This is a genomic window from Streptomyces sp. LARHCF249 (assembly GCF_052871255.1).
Genome location: NZ_JBIXJQ010000007.1, coordinates 208,440 through 227,415 on the forward strand (window position 1 = coordinate 208,440; position 18,976 = coordinate 227,415).

General features: G+C 70.2%; 17 protein-coding genes and 1 riboswitch. Of the genes, 10 read left to right on the plus strand and 7 right to left on the minus strand.

Going from position 1 to position 18,976, the window contains the following annotated elements:
* The first annotated feature begins 209 nt into the window (after nt 1–209).
* The 6 genes from ACIPUC_RS21915 (at nt 210) to def (ending at nt 5,966) form a co-directional block, all read left to right on the plus strand.
* On the plus strand, nt 210–854 hold the full coding sequence (locus tag ACIPUC_RS21915; RefSeq protein ID WP_030709911.1) for a sigma-70 family RNA polymerase sigma factor: 645 nt from the start codon (nt 210–212) through the stop codon (nt 852–854).
* Complete coding sequence (gene rsrA, locus ACIPUC_RS21920) at nt 851–1,168, plus strand: mycothiol system anti-sigma-R factor (RefSeq protein ID WP_446591469.1); 318 nt, start codon at nt 851–853, stop codon at nt 1,166–1,168. The genes ACIPUC_RS21915 and rsrA overlap by 4 nt, the downstream gene beginning before the upstream one ends.
* A gap of 208 nt (nt 1,169–1,376) precedes the next feature.
* Nucleotides 1,377–2,885, plus strand: coding sequence for an HD-GYP domain-containing protein (locus ACIPUC_RS21925; RefSeq protein WP_446591471.1), 1,509 nt, complete (start codon nt 1,377–1,379; stop codon nt 2,883–2,885).
* Nucleotides 2,882–4,150 (plus strand): HD-GYP domain-containing protein, encoded by a 1,269-nt coding sequence (locus tag ACIPUC_RS21930; RefSeq protein WP_446591473.1) that lies wholly within the window; start codon nt 2,882–2,884, stop codon nt 4,148–4,150. Before ACIPUC_RS21925 ends, ACIPUC_RS21930 begins: the two co-directional genes overlap by 4 nt.
* A gap of 105 nt (nt 4,151–4,255) precedes the next feature.
* A complete protein-coding gene (locus ACIPUC_RS21935; RefSeq protein WP_446591475.1) occupies nt 4,256–5,263 on the plus strand; it encodes a tetratricopeptide repeat protein in 1,008 nt (335 codons plus the stop codon).
* 58 nt (nt 5,264–5,321) lie between these two features.
* Nucleotides 5,322–5,966 carry a peptide deformylase gene (gene def, locus ACIPUC_RS21940; RefSeq protein ID WP_446591477.1) on the plus strand — a complete coding sequence of 215 codons (645 nt, stop codon included), beginning with the start codon at nt 5,322–5,324 and terminating at the stop codon, nt 5,964–5,966.
* Nucleotides 5,967–6,296: 330 nt separating this feature from the next.
* Here def and ACIPUC_RS21945 read toward each other — a convergent pair whose 3' ends face one another.
* The gene (locus ACIPUC_RS21945) at nt 6,297–7,265 is read right to left on the minus strand and encodes a helix-turn-helix domain-containing protein (RefSeq protein ID WP_446591479.1); all 969 of its coding nucleotides are present in this window, start codon (nt 7,263–7,265) and stop codon (nt 6,297–6,299) included.
* Nucleotides 7,266–7,346: 81 nt separating this feature from the next.
* Between ACIPUC_RS21945 and ACIPUC_RS21950 the strand changes: the two genes are divergently transcribed.
* Both ACIPUC_RS21950 and ACIPUC_RS21955 read left to right on the plus strand, forming a co-directional pair.
* Entirely contained in the window at nt 7,347–7,538 is a 192-nt protein-coding gene (locus ACIPUC_RS21950; RefSeq protein ID WP_446591481.1) for a hypothetical protein, read from the plus strand.
* A 119-nt stretch (nt 7,539–7,657) separates the two neighbouring features.
* Nucleotides 7,658–9,082, plus strand: a complete 1,425-nt coding sequence (locus ACIPUC_RS21955) for a recombinase family protein (RefSeq protein ID WP_446591482.1) — start codon at nt 7,658–7,660, stop codon at nt 9,080–9,082.
* 50 nt (nt 9,083–9,132) lie between these two features.
* On the opposite strand, the gene ACIPUC_RS21960 is transcribed toward ACIPUC_RS21955, so the two are convergent.
* The 3 genes from ACIPUC_RS21960 to ACIPUC_RS21970 form a co-directional block, all read right to left on the minus strand.
* Nucleotides 9,133–10,152 (minus strand): ribonucleotide-diphosphate reductase subunit beta, encoded by a 1,020-nt coding sequence (locus ACIPUC_RS21960; protein WP_446591484.1) that lies wholly within the window; start codon nt 10,150–10,152, stop codon nt 9,133–9,135.
* Complete coding sequence (locus tag ACIPUC_RS21965; protein WP_446591486.1) at nt 10,152–12,539, minus strand: ribonucleoside-diphosphate reductase subunit alpha; 2,388 nt, start codon at nt 12,537–12,539, stop codon at nt 10,152–10,154. Before ACIPUC_RS21965 ends, ACIPUC_RS21960 begins: the two co-directional genes overlap by 1 nt.
* A gap of 153 nt (nt 12,540–12,692) precedes the next feature.
* A riboswitch (adenosylcobalamin-variant (AdoCbl-variant) riboswitch) is annotated at nt 12,693–12,769 on the minus strand.
* Nucleotides 12,770–12,833: 64 nt separating this feature from the next.
* On the minus strand, nt 12,834–13,328 hold the full coding sequence (locus tag ACIPUC_RS21970; protein WP_446591488.1) for a GNAT family N-acetyltransferase: 495 nt from the start codon (nt 13,326–13,328) through the stop codon (nt 12,834–12,836).
* A 78-nt stretch (nt 13,329–13,406) separates the two neighbouring features.
* Between ACIPUC_RS21970 and ACIPUC_RS21975 the strand changes: the two genes are divergently transcribed.
* The gene (locus tag ACIPUC_RS21975) at nt 13,407–13,991 is read left to right on the plus strand and encodes a Uma2 family endonuclease (RefSeq protein ID WP_446591490.1); all 585 of its coding nucleotides are present in this window, start codon (nt 13,407–13,409) and stop codon (nt 13,989–13,991) included.
* Between the two features lie 54 nt (nt 13,992–14,045).
* Here ACIPUC_RS21975 and ACIPUC_RS21980 read toward each other — a convergent pair whose 3' ends face one another.
* From ACIPUC_RS21980 to ACIPUC_RS21990, 3 genes are all read right to left on the minus strand, one after another.
* A complete protein-coding gene (locus ACIPUC_RS21980) occupies nt 14,046–14,243 on the minus strand; it encodes a CstA-like transporter-associated (seleno)protein (RefSeq protein ID WP_446591492.1) in 198 nt (65 codons plus the stop codon).
* Nucleotides 14,240–16,450 carry a carbon starvation CstA family protein gene (locus ACIPUC_RS21985; protein WP_446591494.1) on the minus strand — a complete coding sequence of 737 codons (2,211 nt, stop codon included), beginning with the start codon at nt 16,448–16,450 and terminating at the stop codon, nt 14,240–14,242. The genes ACIPUC_RS21980 and ACIPUC_RS21985 overlap by 4 nt, the downstream gene beginning before the upstream one ends.
* Before the next feature lie 109 nt (nt 16,451–16,559).
* On the minus strand, nt 16,560–17,324 hold the full coding sequence (locus ACIPUC_RS21990) for a GntR family transcriptional regulator (RefSeq protein WP_362393062.1): 765 nt from the start codon (nt 17,322–17,324) through the stop codon (nt 16,560–16,562).
* Between the two features lie 289 nt (nt 17,325–17,613).
* Here ACIPUC_RS21990 and ACIPUC_RS21995 point away from each other — a divergent pair, with 289 nt between their 5' ends.
* A complete protein-coding gene (locus ACIPUC_RS21995; protein WP_446591496.1) occupies nt 17,614–18,894 on the plus strand; it encodes an extracellular solute-binding protein in 1,281 nt (426 codons plus the stop codon).
* Nucleotides 18,895–18,976: the final 82 nt, after the last annotated feature.

Genomic DNA, 18,976 nt, shown 5'->3' on the forward strand with positions numbered 1-18,976 from the left:
CGGGTGTCGGTACGTACGGGAACTTGTCGGAGGAGAGGGAGCGCATGACCCAGGTCATCAGTCAGAACCGTCGGCAGGCCGCTGACCTGGACTGGACGGTTCTCCCCAGCCCCAAGCGCGGCACGCTTCGGGCGGCGGAGGGCCGGGATGGTCGACTATTCTCCGATTCGAGCGGCTCCGCTTTCGGAATCGCCACGCAGTCGGAGGAGGTGGGTCCTGTCGCTGGGACCGACGAAGGCCACGCGGAGGAGACGACCCCGGAGCGCAATGCGCGCTTCGAGCGGGACGCCCTCGGCTACCTCGACCAGATGTACTCGGCCGCACTGCGCATGACGCGCAATCCGGCCGACGCCGAGGACCTGGTCCAGGAGACGTACGCGAAGGCATACGCGTCCTTCCACCAGTTCCGCGAGGGCACCAACCTGAAGGCGTGGCTGTATCGCATTCTGACGAACACGTTCATCAACTCCTACCGCAAGAAGCAGCGCGAACCCCAGCGCAGCGCCGCGGAGGAGATCGAGGACTGGCAGCTGGCGCGCGCCGAGTCGCACATGTCGACCGGACTGCGCTCCGCCGAATCGCAGGCGCTCGACCACCTGCCCGATTCGGATGTGAAGGAAGCGCTCCAGGCCATTCCGGAGGAGTTCCGCATCGCGGTCTACCTTGCCGACGTAGAGGGCTTTGCGTACAAGGAGATCGCCGACATCATGGGTACACCCATCGGTACGGTCATGTCGCGACTGCACCGTGGCCGCCGTCAACTCCGCGGAATGCTGGAGGACTATGCCCGTGAACGCGGGCTGGTTCCCGCGGGCGCCGGAGAGTCGAACGACCGGAAAGGCTCGGGCTCATGAGTTGCGGAGAGCCGCACGAGACGGAGTGCTCTGAGGTCCTGGATCACCTTTACGAGTTCCTCGACCGGGAGATGCCCGACAGCGACTGCACGAAGTTCGAGACACACTTCGGCGAGTGCAGCCCCTGTCTGGAGAAGTACGGCCTGGAACAGGCCGTGAAGAAGCTGGTCAAGCGCTGCTGCGGATCGGACGACGTGCCGAGCGACCTGCGCTCCAAGGTGATGGGACGGATCGAACTGATCCGGTCGGGACAGGCCGTTCCCGATCACGACGTCACCGCCGACGTCGCCGCGGACAACCCCGCCGCCGGCTGACACCTCTGCGGGCCGTTTGACCGACCGCTTGAACAACGACCGCCCCCGGAAGGGCACTTCGTTCACCCGAAGGTGCTAATCCGGGGGCGTCCGTATACCCCAATGTGAAAATGTGGCCCGCTTCTCAAGGGGCCCCACTTATTCTCCCCAATCGGTGCTGGTTTGATTCGGTACCTGGCTTGCTCGCACGCAGGGGGAGGAGAGCGCCATGCGGGTACTTCCGCCGGCGGCGCGCGGATACATCCTGTGCGCCGTCCTCGCGGCCCTCGCGTGCGTCGCGCCCGCCCTCACCGGTTCCGGTACGCCCTGGGCCACCGTCGCCCTCCTCGCCGTGCTCTACCTCGGCTGCGAGCTGGTGAAGATCTGTCCGCTGCTGGGCAGCCGGGTGCCCGAGGGAATCGGCTCCTTCTTCCCCGTGGTGCTGGCCGCCGTCCTCCTGCTGCCGCCGCCCGCCGCCGCGCTCGTGGCGCTGCCCGGCGGGCTCGCGGGGACCGTGGTCCAGCGGCCCGCATGGGTGCGCCGGGTATGGCACGGAGCCCAGCAGGCGATCGCCGCCTGGGTCGCAGGGCAAACGTTCCGGCTGCTGCACGGCCCGGCCGCGCTGGGCTCCTCCGCGCCGTCCGGGCCGCCGGGATCGGCGGACCCGCCCGTCTGGGTGGCCGACTTCCCGTACGTGCTGCTCCCCGCGGCGGCCGCGGCCGCCGCCTTCTGCCTCGTGCTCACCGCCCTCGACGGGGGCATCCTGGCCGCCGCGGAACGCCGGCCCGCCGCCACCGCCTGGCGCGGACTGTTCACCCGGTCCCTCGCCCCGCACTGCGTGCACGGCCTCGCCGGACTGATGATGGCCGTCATGTGGCGCAGCCCGTACGGACTCCCGGCCGCGCTGCTCGTGCTGCTGCCGATGTACATCTCCTGCTGGGTCTTCGCCCAGTACCACCGCGAACGCGCCGCCCACCGGGCCACCATCCGCGCCCTCGTCCAGGCCGTCGACATCAAGGACCGCTACACGCGGGGCCACAGCGAACGCGTCGGACAGGCCTCCGCGATGATCGCCCGCGAGCTGGGCATGTCCGAGGACCGCCTCGAGGTGGTCCGGATCGCCGGGATCCTGCACGACGTCGGGAAGCTCGGCGTCCCGACCCGGCTGCTGCGCAAGGACGGGCCGCTCACCCCCGAGGAGCGCCGGATCATCGAACTGCACCCCGAGTACGGGCACGAGATGGTGCGCGGCATCGGCTTCCTCGGCGAGGCCCGGTCCGCGATCCTGCACCACCACGAGCGGGTCGACGGCTCCGGATACCCGTACGGGCTGACCGGCGAACAGATCCCGGTGCTGGCCCGCGTGGTGGCCGTGGCCGACGCCTTCGACGCGATGACCTCGACCCGGTCCTACAGCCGGGCCCGCCCGGTGCCGGTCGCCCTGGCGGAGCTGGAGCGCTGCGCGGGGGCGCAGTTCGACCCGGCGATGGTGGACGCCCTGACCGAGGCCATCGGACGCAGCGGCTGGCATCCGGTGGTCACCTCCGACGCGGACCTCCAGGTGATCAGCCCGTCCGCCCCCGCCGCTCCCGCGCCCGCTCGGGGCGGGCCGGGACTGCCGCCGCTGCCCGCGCTCCCGGCGCAGGGCACGGGCGAAGCGCCGGCAGCACCCCGGGGCGCCCGGCAACCGTCCGCCGCCGAGGCGCGGCTGCCGCGTGGGCAGGGGCGCCGGCCGTGAGGGGGACCGCCGTGTGGGGCGTGCGGGGGGCGGCCGGGCTGCTCACCGCCGCCGGCCTCGGCCACACCCTGTGGAACGGGCTCGTAGAACCCGGCATCGCCCTGGCCTTCGGCATCCTGATCACCATCGGCGAGCTCGCCCGCCGCGACCACCGCGACCACCACGCCCCCACCGACCGCCGGCCCGCACCCCTCGGCTCCGCCGGAGCCCTCGCCTACGCCCTGCTCGGCCAGAACGCCGGGCAGCCCACCCACCACGGGGTGCTGCAGATCGTCGCCGTGGTCGTCGCGGCCGCCCTCGCCGGGATCGTCCCGCACATCGCGCGGGGCCGCGGCCCCGCCGTGGACCACGTCGCCCGCCGGGTCCTCACCGTCGCCTTCGCCGCCGTCTGTTTCCAGCCGCTCTACAACTCCGGCCGCCTGGAGGAACGGGTCGGCCAGGGCCCGTACCTCGTCCTCTTCCTGCTCTGCCTCCTCGGCCTGACCGCCCTGTGCGAGGCCGTGCTCGCCGCCGTCCTCGCCGGGGCCCGCACCGGCTGGCCGTACGGGCCCCTGCTCCGCGACGAGCTGCGCGCCCAGCTCGGCATCGGCTCGGCGATCTGCGCCACCGGCGTGGTGATGGCCCTCGGGGTCGCCGGGGCCGGGCTGTGGGCCCTGCCCGTCTTCAGCGTGCCCCTGCTGCTGACCCAGATGTCCTTCCACCGGATCACCGCGATCCGCACCACCTACCGCCAGACCATCACCTCCCTGGCCCGGGCCACGGAGATCGCCGGCTACACCCCGCCCGGCCACTCCCGCCGGGTCGCCGCCCTCAGCTGCGCCGTCGGCCGGGAGCTGGGGCTCTCCGAGCGGGAGCTCACGGTCCTGGAGTACGCGGCGCTGATGCACGACATCGGGCAGCTCTCCCTCGTCGACCCGGTTCCCGACGGGGCCACCGCGGTGCTGCCCGCCGCCGAGGCGCGCCGGATCGCCGAGCTCGGCGGGGAAGTGGCCCGTCAGACCGGGGTGCCCGCCGAGGTCGCGGTGGTCGTGGAGCGGCAGGCGGACCCGTACCGGGAGCAGCCCGTCGCCGCGCGCATCGTGCGCGCGGTGAACGCGTACGACGACCTGGTCGGCGGGGACCGTCACCCGAGCGGCTCACTGGCGGCCCTGGAAGAGCTCCGCCTGGGCACCGGGCAGGACTACCAGCCGGAGGTCGTGGAGTGTCTGGCGAGGGTTCTGGCCAGGGGTGGACGTGACAGAGTTGTTCCCGCCCCACGTGGGTAACCCATGGGTAATGAGCGGCCGTCCGAGCGGGCATGGTTGGATGCCAGTAAGAGTGAGATAGAGAGTGTCCGCAAGGCTGCACCGTTGGACCGGCAGGCGGGAATCGTGAGGATCTTCGGGAAGGTACGGCATCGGCCCTCCGCCTCGTGGCGGCAGGCCACCGACCGCGCGTTCACGCTGATCGGGGACGGGCGGTACGAGGACGCGGGCGCGCTCCTGACCAGAGCCGCGGACCTGGAGCCCTGGCTGTCCGAGTCCTGGTTCAACCTGGCGCTGCTGCACAAGTTCCGGCACGACTGGGAGCAGGCGCGGGCCGCCGGACTGCGCGCCGTGGCCCTGCTGGACCGTGAGACGGGCGCCCCGGACTGGTGGAACGTCGGGATCGCCGCGACCGCGCTGCAGGACTGGCCGCTGGCGCGGCGGGCCTGGCAGGCCTACGGGCTGAAGGTGCCCGGGGACGCGCACGGCGCGGGCGCGAACGGGAAGAACAGCGGCGAACCGGTGGGCATGGAGCTCGGCAGCGCCGCCGTACGGCTCTCGCCCGAGGGCGAGGCCGAGGTGGTCTGGGGCCGCAGGCTGGACCCGGCCCGGCTCGAGGTCCTCTCGATCCCGCTGCCCTCCTCGGGGCGCCGCTGGGGCGAGGTGGTGCTCCACGACGGGGTCCCGCACGGCGAGCGGGTCACCGCGGCCGGTCCCTCGTACCCCGTCTTCGACGAGATCGAGCTGTGGGCGCCGTCGCCCGTGCCGACCTGGGTGGTGCTCCTGGAGGCGGCCGGCGAGGCGGACCGCAACGCGCTGGAGCAGCTGGCCTCGGACGCGGGCTTCGCCGCCGAGGACTGGTCCTCGTCGGTTCGGCTGCTGTGCCGGACCTGCTCGGAGAGCGAGATGCCGAGCGACGAGGGCGACGGGGAGCACCTGGATCCGCACGACCACAGCGAGCCGGGGCACCCCGGGCCCCTGGGGCACCGTACGGCCGGGTCCGGTTCGCTGTGGGTGCCCGAGCGGGAGTGCGGCATCGCGGCTCCGGCGGGCCTGGTGCGCGGGCTGCTGGACGGCTGGGTCGCCGACAGTCCGGACACCCGGGAGTGGCGGGATCTCGAGGAAGTCTGCTGAGCCGGGGGCCGTAGGCTGTACGGGCACATCGGTGACTTACGGAAGGCGTACGGCGGACATGGCGCAGCAGGAGAACGAGGTTGTCGAGGTCGCGGGCGAGGTGAACGACGGGTACGTCGTGGACACCGAGGACTGTGCGGAGCGCGAGCTCGCCCACCGCGAGCGCGGCACCGCCCGCCCCATCACGGTGGTCGGCAACCCGGTCCTGCACCGGGAGTGCAAGGACGTCACCGAGTTCGGCGACGAGCTGGCTCAGCTGATCGACGACATGTTCGCCAGCCAGCGGGCCGCCGAGGGCGTGGGCCTGGCCGCGAACCAGATCGGCGTGGACGCCAAGGTCTTCGTCTACGACTGCCCGGACGACGAGGGCGCGCGGCACACCGGTGTGGTCGTCAACCCGAAGCTCGTCGAGCTGCCGGCCGGCGCGCGGGTGCTGGACGACTCCAACGAGGGCTGCCTGTCGGTCCCGACGGCGTACGCCTCGCTGGCCCGCCCGGACTACGCCGAGGTCGAGGGCCAGGACGCGCAGGGCAACCCGATCAAGGTGCGCGGTACCGGCTACTTCGCGCGCTGCCTCCAGCACGAGACCGACCACCTGTACGGGTACCTGTACATCGACCGGCTCTCCAAGCGCGACCGCAAGGACGCCCTGCGGCAGATGGCGGAGGGCACCCCGCGCTACGAGACGGTCCCCAACGACTGATCTTGCGCACCCGCGCCCCGCACGCGGCAGGGCCCCGCTTCCCGTCAGGGAGCGGGGCCCTGCCGCGTGCGGCTGCTGCGTCCGCGCTACTTCTGCGCGCAGCCCCAGCCGCTGTCGGCCGGTGCGGCGGTCCAGCCGCTGTCGTTACGGGACATGCGGGCCTCCTGAGCTGTGATGAGCGGTGCGCGGCCGGGCGCTGTGCGCGAGCGCCGAGCCGGGCATCATCACGGTACGACACCGCTTGACTACACAGGGGACTGGTTCGGGCCAAAGGAAGCCGGTTCTCGGCCAAGGCGCGTTCTCGACGGCGGAGGCCGGCGGCCGGGCGGTTCAGGCCACGGCCCGCGGGCCCCGGAACGTACGCCTGAAGGCGTTCGGGGTGGTGTCGAGCGTCCGCAGGAAGTGGTGGCGCAGCGCGGCCGCGGTTCCGAAGCCGCAGCGGCCGGCGATCGCGTCGACGGTCTGGTCGGTGGTCTCCAGCAACTCCTGGGCCAGCAGGACCCGCTGGCGCAGCACCCACTGGTAGGGGGTGGTGCCGGTCTCCTGGAGGAAGCGGCGGGCGAAGGTGCGCGGTGACATGTGCGCGCGCTCGGCGAGCTGCTCGACGGTGATCTCGTCGTCCAGATGGCGCGCCATCCACCCGATCACCTCGCCGACCGTGTCGCACGCCGTGCGCGGCAGCGGCCGCTGGATGTACTGGGCCTGCCCGCCGTCCCGGTGGGGCGGTACGACCATCCGCCGCGCGATGGTGTTGGCGACCTCGGCGCCCTGCTCCTGCCGTACGACGTGCAGGCACGCGTCGATGCCCGAAGCGGTGCCCGCGGAGGTGATCACCCGGCCTTCGTCCACGTAGAGCACGTCGGGGTCGACGACGGCCCGCGGGTACCGGCGGGACAGGGCCGGGGCGTGCATCCAGTGCGTCGTGCAGCGACGGCCGTCGAGCAGCCCGGCCGCGCCCAGGACGAAGGCCCCGCTGCACACGCTCAGCACCCGCGCCCCCCGGTCCACGGCCCGGCGCAGGGCATCGAGGAACGGATCGGGGTACTCCCGTACGGGCGCCTGCCGGTCGGCGGGCAGGCAGATCAGGTCCGCCTCCTCCAGCCGCTCCAGGCCGTGCGCGGGCGCGATGGCGAAGCCGACGTCGGCCATGGTCAGCGGGCCCTCCTCGGCCGCGCACACGGCGAAGTCGTACACCGGCAGACCCTGCGCGCTGCGGTCGATCCCGAAGACCTCGCAGAAGATCCCGAACTCGAAAGGTGCCACTCCGTCGACGAGGGCCACGGCCACGTTGGTGAGCATGACTCCAGTGTGGCAGTAATTCGATCTTCCAAGACAGTCCTGCCACTGTCTGGTGTTCCCGGCGGTGACGAGAGTGGACCCATGACCACCTTCCTGAACTACCTCATCGTCCTCGCCGTCGCCGCCCTGCTCCTCGGCCCCTCCCTGTATGGAGCCCTCCGCGAGCGCCGCATCGACCGCCAGCTGCGGGCTGCCGGGCAGCGCCCGCGCACCGCCCCGCACCGGCGGGTCCGCCCCGCACGCGTCGCCCTGAGGCACGCATCCTGCGAGTGAAGCGGGGCCGTCGCTCCTGGGCTGTGCCGCGCTCTAGGTCAGTGCGGATGCGCCGTGACGCATTCGTGCGACTCTCGTTCAAATGAATGGCCGATAAGTGCTCAATGTGCGGGGGTGTCATGTCGACATTCGGGTGGGAGATCTCGTCGGATCTCACCAAGGCTCTGGCGGAGGGTGGCGACTTCGCCCGGTGGCTGGGTGATCGTGTACCAGTTGCTTCCTACGCACGGATCAGCCGCTCCCAATGGGGTGCTGCCAGTAGGCAGCACCTGAATAATCTGGCCGAAGCGGGCAGGCTCGGCTGGGCGGTGGTCTGCCTGTATACCGACGATGGCGTTTCGGCAGCCAACCCTGACACCGCGCGCCCGGCATTCGAGTGCATGGTGAGGGATCTCTCCCTGCGCAGAACAGCAGGCTTCCCCATCAGCGGCGTCATTGCGGTGGAGCAGGAGCGTCTGGCCCGAAGGGCAGACGACTATCTCTGTCTGCTCAGGGCACTCGCGATCCGACCCGATGGCTGCCTCTACCTGGTGGACACCGGCGAACTCGTCGAGATTCATGCGGTACTGACGTCTCTCGAGGGTGGTGCCGAGCCGCAGGGACAGCTGGAGACGGATCGGATCGGGCGACGCAGGCGCCGCTCCATCAGAGATCGGGCCAGGGAAGGGCTGGGATCAGGCGGGCAGCGGCGATTCGGGTGGCTCGGGCCGGACACTGCCGCGGGGCGGTCAACGAACGCCGTGCTTGATCCCTCGGAATCGACGTACTTGAGAGAGGCCGTCGACAGGGCGCTCGCCGGAGCCACATGGATGTCGATCGCCGACTGGCTGACGGCCGAGAAGGTGCCCACCGTGCGCGGAGGCAGGTGGACGATTCCCACCGTGCAAGCGATGCTGACGAACCCTGCGATCTGCGGCTATCGGATTCTCGACGGGGTTCTCGTGCGCGATGGAGAGACCGGAGCCCCGGTGGTCGGGGGTTGGCAGGCGGTTGCCACACCTGAGGAGTGGTGGGCGTTGGTCGGCCGATGCGACCGATGGTATTCGCCGAACGGTCAGCGGAGCGGCTACAAAGACCGGTACCCATCACAGTCCCGGGGGAACGGCCCGGGTGCCGGGCGGCAAATGCGGCTCGCTGAGGCCGAGCTGTCGCGCAAGTACCTTCTCTCCGGATTCCTCAGATGTGGCCACACGGACGGGGAAGGCGATACGTGTGGCGCCAAGATGGGTGGACACCCTCCGCACGGCACCAATCGGCATGCTTCCTACCGCTGTTCGTCGTCCGGGTGCCGCAAGGTGGGACGTCGTGCCGACCTGCTCGAGCGCCACGTCGAGGCAATCGTGTGCGAGCGGGCGGAACTCAGCGCCGAAGAGTGGCAACTGCTGGACACGAAGGGGCAGCGAGCCGTGATCGCAACGATCACCGACTCGATCGTGGTGCGTCCCCTCCCCAAGGGACGCACCCGGAACGCCCCCTTCGATCCAGCTCTCATCGAGGTGATCGCGAAGACGCCTGCCGTGGCGGACTCTCCGCCCCGAACGTGACGATGCCTCCTCCGGATCAACAGGGTCCGGAGGAGGCATCGTTGACGTGGCTAGAAGTCCTCGTCCAGGTCGACCGTGCCCTCGACGGCGACCTGATACGCCGACGGGCGGCGCTCGAAGAAGTTGGTCAGCTCCTGCACGCCCTGCAGCTCCATGAAGGAGAACGGGTTCTGCGAGCCGTACACGGCCGGGAAGCCGAGGCGGACCAGGCGCTGGTCCGCGACGCACTCGAGGTACTCGCGCATCGACTCGGTGTTCATGCCGGGCAGGCCCTCGCCGCACAGGTCGCGGCCGAACTGCAGTTCCGCCTCCACGGCCTCCTTCAGCATGTCGGTGACCTGCTGCTGGAGGGCGTCGTCGAAGAGCTCCGGCTCCTCGTTGCGGACCGTGTCCACAACCTGGAACGCGAAGTTCATGTGGCAGGTTTCGTCGCGGAACACCCAGTTGGTGCCGGTGGCCAGGCCGTGCAGCAGGCCGCGGGAGCGGAACCAGTACACGTACGCGAAGGCGCCGTAGAAGAACAGGCCCTCGATGCACGCGGCGAAGCAGATCAGGTTCAGCAGGAAGCGGCGGCGGTCGGCCTGCGTCTCCAGCCGCTCGATCTTCTCGACGGAGTCCATCCACCGGAAGCAGAACTGCGCCTTCTCGCGGATGGAGGGGATCTCCTCGACCGCGTCGAAGGCGGCCGCCCGGTCGTCCGGGTCGGGCAGGTAGGTGTCGAGCAGCGTCAGATAGAACTGGACGTGCACGGCCTCCTCGAACAGCTGGCGCGACAGGTACAGGCGCGCCTCCGGGGAGTTGATGTGCTTGTACAGCGTCAGCACCAGGTTGTTCGAGACGATCGAGTCGCCCGTCGCGAAGAACGCGACCAGACGGCCGATCATGTGCTGCTCGGCCGGCGTCAGCTTCGCCAGGTCGGCGACGTCCGAGTGGAGGTCGACCTCCTCCACCGTCCAGGTGTTCTTGATCGCGTCCCGGTAGCGCTCGTAGAAGTCCGGGTAGCGCATGGGGCGGAGCGTGAGCTCGAAGCCCGGGTCCAGGAGGTTCTTGGCGGACTGGGTGGTGCTCATTACTGGCAGGCCTCGCAGGACTCGGGGTTCTCAAGGGAGCAGGCCAGTGCGTCGGCGTCGACGGCCTGCGGGAGCGGAGCGGCGGCGGCCGGGACGGCGGAGCCGGACGCGGCGCGGGCGATCTTCGTCGCCGGGCGCGAGCGCAGGTAGTACGTGGTCTTCAGACCCTGCTTCCAGGCGTACGCGTACATCGAGCTGAGCTTGCCGATGGTGGGCGTCTCCAGGAACAGGTTCAGCGACTGCGACTGGTCCAGGAACGGGGTACGGGCCGCCGCCATGTCGATCAGACCGCGCTGCGGGATCTCCCACGCCGTGCGGTACAGCTCGCGCACCTCGGCCGGGATCCAGCCGAAGCCCTGGACGGAGCCGCTGGACTCGCGCAGCGCCTCGCGGGTCTGGGCGTCCCACACGCCGAGCTGCTTCAGCTCGTCCACCAGGTACGCGTTGACCTGGAGGAACTCGCCGCTCAGCGTCTCGCGCTTGAAGAGGTTGGAGACCTGCGGCTCGATGCACTCGTACACGCCGGCGATCGAGGCGATCGTCGCCGTCGGGGCGATGGCCAGCAGCAGCGAATTGCGCATGCCGGTCTTCGCGACGCGGGCGCGCAGCGCGTCCCAGCGCTCCGGCCAGTTCAGCTCCGCGTCGTAGTGGTCCGGGTGCAGGACGCCGCGGGCGGTGCGGGTCTGCTCCCAGGCCGGCAGCGGGCCGCTGCGCTCGGCGAGGTCGCAGGAGGCCTCGTACGCGGCCAGCATGATGCGCTCGGAGAGCTTGGTGGACAGGGCCTTCGCCTCGGGGGAGTCGAAGGGCAGCTTCAGCTTGAAGAAGACGTCCTGGAGGCCCATCGCGCCCAGGCCCACCGGGCGCCAGCGGGCGTTGGAGCGGCCGGCCTGCTCGGTCGGGTAGAAGTTGATGTCCACCACGCGGTCGAGGAAGGTCACGGCGGTGCGGACGGTCTCGTCCAGGCGCTCCCAGTCGATCTCCCCGTCCACCACGAAGGCGCCCATGTTGACCGAGCCGAGGTTGCAGACGGCCGTCTCGCCGTCGTCGGTGACCTCGATGATCTCGGTGCACAGGTTGGAGGAGTGGACGACGGTGCCCGGCTCGGCGGTCTGGTTCGCCGTGCGGTTGGAGGCGTCCTTGAAGGTCATCCAGCCCTGGCCGGTCTGCGCGAGGGTGCGCATCATCCGGCCGTACAGGTCGCGGGCGGGCATGGTCTTGCGGGCGAGGCCCGCAGCCTCGGCCTTGCGGTAGGCGGCGTCGAAGTCATCGCCCCACAGGTCGACGAGCTCGGGCACGTCGGCCGGGGAGAACAGCGACCAGTCGGCGTCGGCGTTCACGCGGCGCATGAACTCGTCCGGCACCCAGTGCGCCAGGTTCAGGTTGTGCGTACGGCGCTGGTCCTCACCGGTGTTGTCGCGGAGCTCCAGGAACTCCTCGATGTCCGCGTGCCAGGTCTCCAGGTAGACGGCGGCGGCGCCCTTGCGGCGGCCGCCCTGGTTCACGGCGGCGACGGAGGCGTCGAGGGTCTTCAGGAACGGCACGATGCCGTTGGAGTGGCCGTTGGTGCCGCGGATCAGCGAACCGCGGGAGCGGATGCGGGAGTACGAGAGACCGATGCCGCCGGCGTGCTTGGAGAGGCGGGCGACCTGGTGGTAGCGGTCGTAGATCGAGTCGAGCTCGTCCAGCGGGGAGTCCAGCAGGTAGCAGGAGGACATCTGCGGGTGCCGGGTGCCGGAGTTGAAGAGCGTGGGGGAGGACGGCAGGTAGTCGAGGCGGCTCATCAGCCGGTACAGCGAGGCCACTTCCTCGACGGCCGGGACGGACTCGTCGGCGGCGAGGCCGCAGGCCACGCGCAGCATGAAGTGCTGCGGGGTCTCGATGACCTGGCGGGTGATCGGGTGGCGCAGCAGGTAGCGGCTGTGCAGGGTGCGCAGGCCGAAGAAGCCGAAGCGGTCGTCGGCGCCCTCGGCGAGGGTGTGCTCCACCAGCGCGTCCAGGCGGGCCGTGTGGGCCCGTACGAACTCGGCCGTGCGGTCGGCGATGAGCCCCTCGCGGTGCCCGACCTCGACGGACGCGGAGAAGGAGGTGGCGCCCTGGCCGGCGGCCTCGTCGCGGACGGCCAGCGTCAGCAGCCGGGCGGCGAGCTTCGAGTACGCGGGGTCCTCGGAGATCAGGCCGGCGGCGGCCTCGGTGGCCAGCCCGCGCAGTTCGGCCTCGTCGGCGGCGGAGCTGCGGCCGCGCAGTGCGGCGGCGGCGACGCGGCCGGGGTCGGTGTCGGGGAGGTCCGCCGTCAGTTCGGTGAGGGTACGCAGCAGCGTGGCCCCCGGGCCCTCGGTGTTGTCGCCAGAAACGGACTCGGCGCGCGGTGCGGAAGGCGCGATGGTCACGGCGGGAGCTCTCCCTCGCTCGGCCCGGTCGACGGCGGGCGGGCACGGGGAGGCGCATGCGGGCGTGACGGGAACGCGTCGACCGCATGGCGTCCACCGGCCCAACCGCGAGGCCCGGACGTATCGGCACCCGGTTCGGTCGAGCCGGATGCGCTGTCGGCAGGTCCTCGGACTTTTCATACCGTTGCGGGACAGTTCCGGATTCACACCGGATTCCCCTGCGGCGACAGCAGGCTTGAGCATACATGTGGGGGGCCGCGGATGAGCGACCCCCCACATGTTGTGTCGGTGCGTCTACAGCTCCAGACGGTACGTGAGCAAGGTCAGCCCGGGAACGGGCGCCCAGTCCCGCTCCGGCGTCCGGATGAACCCGAGCCGCTCGTAGATCCGCTGGGCCCCCGTCATGCCGCGCTGGGTGGACAGCACCAGGTGCGTGACCCCCTTCAGCTCCCGTGCGCGGGCCATGCAGGCGCGCACCAGGGCCTCGCCGGCGCCGCGTCCGCGGGCCTCGCGGGAGACGGCCAGCATCCGGAACTCGGCCTCGCCGGGCCCGGCGATGTCGCACAGCGGACTCCCGGGCGGGGCGAAGGTCACCCCGCCGAGGACGGTCCCCTGCTCGACGGCCACGAGCACCTCCCCGTCGGCGGCCCGCCCGGCGACATCGCGCAGGACCTTCGCGTAGAACGCCTCACCGGAGCCGAGGAGGCCGTCGCCCACGTAGGCCTGCGCGGTGATCTCCCCCAGCTGCTCGTACTCGGCGGGCCGGGCCGCCCTGATCACTATGTCCATGGGGTCGAGTGTGCCGGACGGGTGTCGGTGCCCGGCGCTATCGTCGGAGACAGCACCGTCGATGAAGGTGAGCGAGGCATGACCGTGATGACCGAACGTCCGCACATGCTGACTGAGGACTTCGAAGCCGTCGCACGGATAGCGGCGCGCGAGAGGGAGGGAACGCGGCTCGAATTCATCGACGGGGTAATCAGGAGCAAGGCCATGCCGGATGGCGACCACCAGATGATCATCCAGTGGCTCACCCGGATCTGCATGCAGCACCGGCCGGAGCTCTGGTTGCACGGAGCGCAGGGGATCACCGCCCAGGAATACCGGGAAGGACGGGCTATCCCGGACGCGGTGCTGGCGCCGTCCCATGCGTTCGTAGGGCAGGGCGACTGGGTGGATCCCGCTCCGATTCTCATGGTCGTCGAGGTGACCTCGTGGGACTCCGACACCCACCGTAGGGACCATGTCGAGAAGCCCAGGGCCTACGCCGAGACAGGCATTCCCGTCTACCTGCTGATCGACCGGGCCAAGTGTGAGGTCTCCGTCTACAGCCAGCCCAACGGCCGTCGGTACGAGAGCATCCACATCGTGCCGTACGGAACGGACATCGCGCTCCCCGAGCCCGTCGGCATCACCCTCCAGACCGAGCCCCTCAAGGACTGGGTGCGCTGAACGACCCGAAGGCCCCGCCGCAGAACGCGGCGGGGCCTTCGGTGTGCGAGGGGCTCAGCAGCAGCCGAAGCCCTCGCGGGGATCCGCCTCGCGGGCGTCCGTGCGGGCGCGTTCGAAGGCGCGGCGGGTCATGACCTGCGCGTCCGGGTCGTGGCCGCGGGCGTGGGCGACGTACCGGTCGTAGGCCGCCTCGCCGGAGAACTCGCGGACGTAGTACCGGACCTTGGCCAGCCGCTCCCGCAGGGAGGTCATGCCACCGGCTCCTTGACCTGCCCGCCGCCCGAGTCCAGGCCCGCCGCGGCGAGCTCGGCCTTCTCCTCGGCGGTCGGGATCAGCCCCGCGGGAGCGATGATCTTCGACTCGGTCCACGGGACCTCGGCCAGCTTCGCCGACTCCGGGTTGCTGATCGCCTTGAAGCAGGTGCGGCCCGCGTCGGCCAGCACGATGATGATCAGCAGCGCGAAGAGGGCGCACAGGACCCCGTCCACCGTGGCGTTGGTGACGACGGTCTGCATCTCCTCCATGTTCTTGGCGGGCGGCAGCACCTTGTCCGCGTCGATGCCGGCCTGGTACTTGTCGCGCTGGGCGAAGAAGCCGACCCGGACGTCCTCGGAGAAGATCTTCTGGTAGCTCGCGGTGAGCGTCACCGTGGCGTCCCAGGCCAGCGGAACCGCCGTCACCCAGGCCCACTTGAGCCGCCCCGACTTCACCAGCAGCGTCGTGCAGACCGCCAGGGCGACGGCGGCCAGCAGCTGGTTCGCGATGCCGAACAGCGGGAACAGCTGGTTGATGCCGCCCAGCGGGTCCTTCACGCCGACCCACAGGAAGTAGCCCCAGCCGCCGACCACGATGGCGCTGGCGAGCCACACGCCCGGCTTCCAGCTGACGTCCTTGAAGGACTTGTGGACGTTGCCCAGGGTGTCCTGGAGCATGAACCGGCCGACCCGGGTCCCCGCGTCCACCGTGGTGAGGATGAACAGCGCCTCGAACATGATCGCGAAGTGATACCAGAAGGCCTTCATCGAGCCTCCGCCGATCACCGAGGCGAAGATCTCCGACATTCCGAGTGCGAAGGTCGGCGCCCCACCCGTACGGGAGAGCAGGCTCGTCTCCTCCACGTCCTTCGCGGCCTGGGCCAGGGCCTCCGGTGAGATGGCGAAGCCGAAGTTCGTGACCGCCTGCGAGGCCGACTCCACCGTGGTGCCGATGACGCCGCCGGGGGAGTTGATGGCGAAGTAGAGGCCCGGCTCCAGGATGCAGGCGGTGATCACGGCCATGACGGCGACGAAGGACTCGGTGAGCATCGCCCCGTAGCCGATCATCCGGACCTGGGTTTCCTTCTGGATCATCTTCGGGGTGGTGCCCGAGGAGACCAGTGCGTGGAAGCCCGACAGGGCGCCACAGGCGATCGTGATGAACACGAACGGGAACATCGAGCCGGCGAAGACCGGGCCGTCGCCGCGCGACGCGAAGTCGGTGACCGCGGGCATCTTCAGGGTGGGCATCGCGATGAACACGCCGACGGCCAGCAGTGCGATCGTGCCGACCTTCATGAAGGTGGAGAGGTAGTCGCGCGGTGCGAGCAGCATCCAGACCGGCAGCACCGAGGCCAGGAAGCCGTACACGACCATCCAGATGACCAGCGTCTCCTTCTCCAGGGTGAAGGTGTCCGCCAGCGAGGACTCCGCGACCCAGCCGCCCGCGACGATGGCGAGCAGCAGCAGGGCCACGCCGATCAGCGAGACCTCGGTGACCCGGCCCGGCCGCAGCACGCGCAGGTAGAAGCCCATGAAGAGGGCGATCGGGATGGTCATGCCGATGGAGAAGACGCCCCAGGGCGAGTGCGCCAAGGCGTTGACGATGACCAGCGCGAGCACGGCCAGGAGGATGATCATGATGGCGAACACGGCGATGAGGGCGGCGGCTCCGCCCACCGGGCCGATCTCGTCCCGGGCCATCTGGCCGAGCGAACGGCCGTCGCGGCGGGTGGAGAAGAACAGCGTCACCATGTCCTGCACGGCGCCGGCGAAGATCACGCCCGCGACGATCCAGATCGTGCCGGGCAGGTAGCCCATCTGTGCGGCAAGCACCGGTCCGACGAGCGGTCCGGCTCCGGCGACGGCGGCGAAGTGGTGGCCGAAGAGGACCCGTCGGTCGGTGGGGTGGAAGTCGACACCGTTGTCAAGGCGTTCGGCGGGGGTGGCCCGCGTCTTGTCCACCTTCAGTACGCGGCGGGCGATGAACCGCGAGTAGAAGCGGTAGCCGATCGCGTACGAGCCGAGCGCGGCGGCGAGCAGCCAGGCGGCGGAGATCTCCTCGCCGCGCGACAGGGCCAGAACGGCCCAGCCGAGTGCGCCGACGAGGCCGACGAGCACCCATACGGCGATGGACTTCGGAGAAGGCGAGCCCGGCGTGCTGCCCGGACTCGCCGCTTTCCCTTGTGCCTCCGGTTCAGGCATGACCCTCGTCCCCTCGTCGATCATCTGCGTGAGTGCAGGGAATCTACGGGGGATCGCCCGGTGTTCGTAAGACCTGGTCCGTATACCGGTACCGGAAAGAAACCTGTGGTCAGACCGCGGGCCGCTTGAGTCGCGCGACGAACTTGTACCGGTCGCCGCGGTACACCGACCGCACCCACTCCACGGGCTCCCCGTCCGCGTCGAGGGAGTGCCGGGACAGCATCAGCATCGGCAGTCCGACGTCGGTGCCGAGCAGGCCGGCCTCGCGCGGGGTGGCCAGCGAGGTCTCGATCGTCTCCTCGGCCTCGGCGAGGTGGACGTCGTAGACCTCGGCGAGGGCGGTGTAGAGGGAGGTGTACTTGACGAGCGAACGGCGCAGGGCGGGGAAGCGCTTGGCCGAGAGGTGGGTGGTCTCGATGGCCATCGGCTCACCGCTGGCCAGCCGCAGCCGCTCGATGCGCAGGACCCGCCCACCGGTGTTGATCTTGAGGAGTCCGGCCAGGGTGTCGTCGGCCGTCACGTAGCCGATGTCCAGCAGCTGGGAGGTCGGTTCCAGCCCCTGGGCGCGCATGTCCTCGGTGTACGAGGTGAGTTGGAGGGCCTGGGAGACCTTGGGCTTGGCGACGAAGGTCCCCTTGCCCTGGATCCGCTCCAGCCGCCCCTCGACGACGAGCTCCTGGAGGGCTTGGCGGACGGTGGTCCGCGAGGTGTCGAATTCGGCCGCGAGCGTGCGCTCCGGCGGCACCGGGGTGCCGGGCGGCAGCGTTTCGGTCATGTCGAGCAAGTGCCGCTTGAGTCGGTAGTACTTGGGTACACGCGCCGTGCGGGTGGCCGCCCCGCCTTCCGGCTCCGTGATCGCCCCTTCGGTGGCCATCGCCGCCCGCCTTCCCGACTCCAGTTTCGCTGCCGTCACCGGCTCCTCCGATATGTGCGGTCACATCGTGACACGTGCGGGGGGACAGGCCTTCTCTCTCCCCAGGTGTCGGTCCGATAACGGACCGAGCACCCGCTCATTAGACCCTTGACACCCCTAAAGGTCTAGGCCAAGCTCCAGCTACTGGTCTAAACCAATATGGATCAGATCCCGGCCCCACGGCAGTACTTCGCGTATGTCACCGCGGCGGGCAAGGGAAGTGCAGGCAGGCATCCCTGAGGAGGGTGGCGTGAAGCGCAAGCTCATCGTGGCGGTCAGTGTGGCGGGCATGTTGGCGGGTGTCGCGGCGTGCGGCAACGGCGACGACGGCAAGGCCAAGGCCGACGCGGGCCCCAAGGAGATCACCGTCTGGGTGATGGACGGCTCCGCGCCGAAGGCCTGGATCGACGAGGTCAACAAGGAGTTCTCGGCCAAGCACCCCGGTGTCACGGTCAAGGTCGAGGAGCAGAAGTGGACCGGCATCCAGGAGAAGGTCACCACGGCCCTCTCCGAGAACACCCCTCCGGACGTCCTTGAGCTCGGCAACACCCAGACCGCCGGCTACGCGGTCACCGGCGGCCTCGCCGACCTGACGAAGGACAAGGCCAAGCTCGGCGCCGATGCCTGGCAGAAGAGCATGCTCGCCTCGGCCGAGGTCGACGGCAAGCTCTACTCCGCCCCGTGGTACGCCGCCAACCGCGTCGTCATCTATGACAAGAAGGCCTTCGAGAAGGCCGGCGTCACCCCGCCGAAGACCCGCGACGAGTGGATCGCCGGCCTCGAGAAGCTGAAGGCGGCCGACCCGGCCTCGCAGCCGATCTACCTGCCCGGCCAGAGCTGGTACGTCCTCGCCGGCCTGATCTGGGACGAGGGCGGCGACCTCGCCGTCAAGGACGGCGGCAAGTGGAAGGGCGGACTGGGCACCCCGCAGGCCGCCTCCGCCATGGAGTTCTACAAGAAGCTCCAGTCCTTCTCCACCGCCCCCAAGGACAAGGACGAGGCCAACCCGCAGCAGTCCACCGACATCGTCCCCAAGGGCGGCGTCTCCTCCTGGATCGGTCTCGGCTGGGAGGCCGGCGGCGCCGAGAAGGCCCTGAAGGAAGCGGGCAAGGAGGCCGACTTCGGCTACTTCCCGATCCCGGGCAAGACCGCTGACAAGACCAGCACCGTCTTCCTCGGCGGCTCGAACCTCGCGGTGGCCGAGCGCTCCAAGAACAAGGAGCTCGCCAAGGAGTGGCTGGCCCTCGCCGCAGGCAAGGACCAGATGACCAAGTACGCCGCCGAGACCAAGGGCGCGCTGCTCCCGAACCAGGCCGGCGCCAACTTCACCCCCGCCGCGGGCTCCTTCGCGGAGGCCATGGGCAAGGCCGGCGTCAACGGCAAGATCACCCCGGTCACCCCGGGCTGGGCGAACGTCGAGACCGAGCCGAACCCCATCAAGGAGTTCATGACCAAGGTCCTGAAGGGTGAGGACGCCGCCAAGGCGGGCGCGGACGCGGACAAGGAAATCGCGAACCGCATCAACAAGTAGTCCCACCCCGCAGTACCGGCTGCACGCGCAGCACGCGCAGTACCCAGCAGTGTGAACGCACCGGGGGGTGCGGCAGGCGCCC